Origin of the sequence: Streptomyces spinoverrucosus, from assembly GCF_006539505.1 — a bacterium.
GTDB classification, from domain to species: domain Bacteria; phylum Actinomycetota; class Actinomycetes; order Streptomycetales; family Streptomycetaceae; genus Streptomyces; species Streptomyces spinoverrucosus.
Genome location: NZ_BJND01000177.1, coordinates 1 through 1434 on the forward strand (window position 1 = coordinate 1; position 1434 = coordinate 1434).

At 70.9% G+C, this 1434-nt stretch carries 1 protein-coding gene; it reads right to left on the reverse strand.

The features are described 5' to 3' along the window. Positions 1–108 precede the first annotated feature (108 nt). Positions 109–1257: a ferritin-like domain-containing protein gene (locus SSP24_RS42375; RefSeq protein WP_141316594.1), complete on the reverse strand. Its 1149-nt coding sequence runs from the start codon at positions 1255–1257 to the stop codon at positions 109–111. Positions 1258–1434: the final 177 nt, after the last annotated feature.

Genomic DNA, 1434 nt, shown 5'->3' on the forward strand with positions numbered 1-1434 from the left:
GGTTCCCGGATCATGAGCGGCCACTGAGCCGAGAGCCCGCCGCCGGACCCTGGCGCGTTCGTCCCGCATCGGGGTCCGACGTGTAGGGCTGCCGTCACGGTGTCACGATCAGCGACGCGGGCTGCGCAGCGCACGGAACTGAGGGCCGTAGGTACTGCGCGGGGCGTAGGGGATGCTGATCTCCATCAGTTCCACGGCGGGACCCTCCAGCCCACGCATGGTGTGGACGGCCGCGCCGAGGGTGCGGGGGCCGCCGCCGGCCCAGGCCGCGTCGAGCGTGTCCAGCACGGTGCTGTAGATGGTGTCGAAGCGGTACAGGAGCCGCCCGACGTGGAGCGGCGGGTTGGGCCAGCCGCCGGCCGGGACGGGGGCCATGGGGCGCACGTCGGGGAAGGGCACGGGCGGGCCGACGTACTTCCAGCCGTCGTCGGTCTCGCGCAGCTCACGGCCGTGGTAGATCTCGCCGAAGGCGTAGTAGTGCGCGGGATAGTCGTCCTCGAAGGACTCGTACGGGGAACTGGCGGTGCCCTCGCCCTGCTCCCTGATGATCTCGATGGCCCGCTCGACGTCGTCGAGGGTCTCGACCGGCCGCAGGTCGTCGCCGCCGACGTACTCGGACAGTTGCCCCCGAACCGTCAGTTCCGGGCGCAGGGCCCAGAACGCCTTCAGCAGGTCGTCGTAGAACTCGCCGACGGTAGGTGAGGGGCGGGCGCTGCGGACGAGCGATTCCTCGGGGGCCTCGATCGCCATCATCACGTCGCGCACGAAGGGCTTCGTGAGGCCCGACAGGTAGACGGTCACTCCGGCCCGCACGCCGCCGGGCAGTGGGCCGGGGTAGACGGGCGCGGCAGCCTTGATCTGCGGTCTGCCGCCCACGGCCACGAGCAGGTTGCAGACGATGCCCAGGTGGTACATCTCGTCGCCGACGATGCGCCGGATCATCCGTGCGACCTCGCTGCCGCGGTCCTTGACGGACCACCAGCCGCACAAGTATGGGGGGATGGTGGCCAGTTCGAGTTCGACTGCGACCTGAAGGGCCGACCTGATCCACTCGGCTCCGCGGTTCGCTTCGGGAACGGCCAGCAGACGCGCCACGGCCCCGGCACCGGGCGCGGCGAGCGGCCTGCTCGCCGGCGGCGCGGCGGCCTGCGCGGGACCGGCGACCGCGGCCGATGTGCCGGTCGCCAAAGCGGCCGACGCCAGGAAACTCCTGCGCTTGAACGGAGCAACCGCCGGCCTGTCCGACTCTTCGCTCATATCCGTCACCCTCGCCTCAGCTCATACCGATGGCCCCGCCTCGGCTCGACGCGCCTGGGACCCTCCGACAGCTCGGGAAGCTAGCAGTCATATCGGCTGCTACCAGGGCAAACGTGCCGAACACCGCATGGTCCACCCTGTCGGTCCAACCAGGGGCCGCGCTGCGACACCTGCCCC

What these genes read in the sequence shown, in the direction of transcription:
- SSP24_RS42375 (WP_141316594.1), bottom strand. Translation starts at nt 1,257, where the DNA reads ATGAGCGAAGAGTCGGACAGGCCGGCGGTTGCTCCGTTCAAGCGCAGG.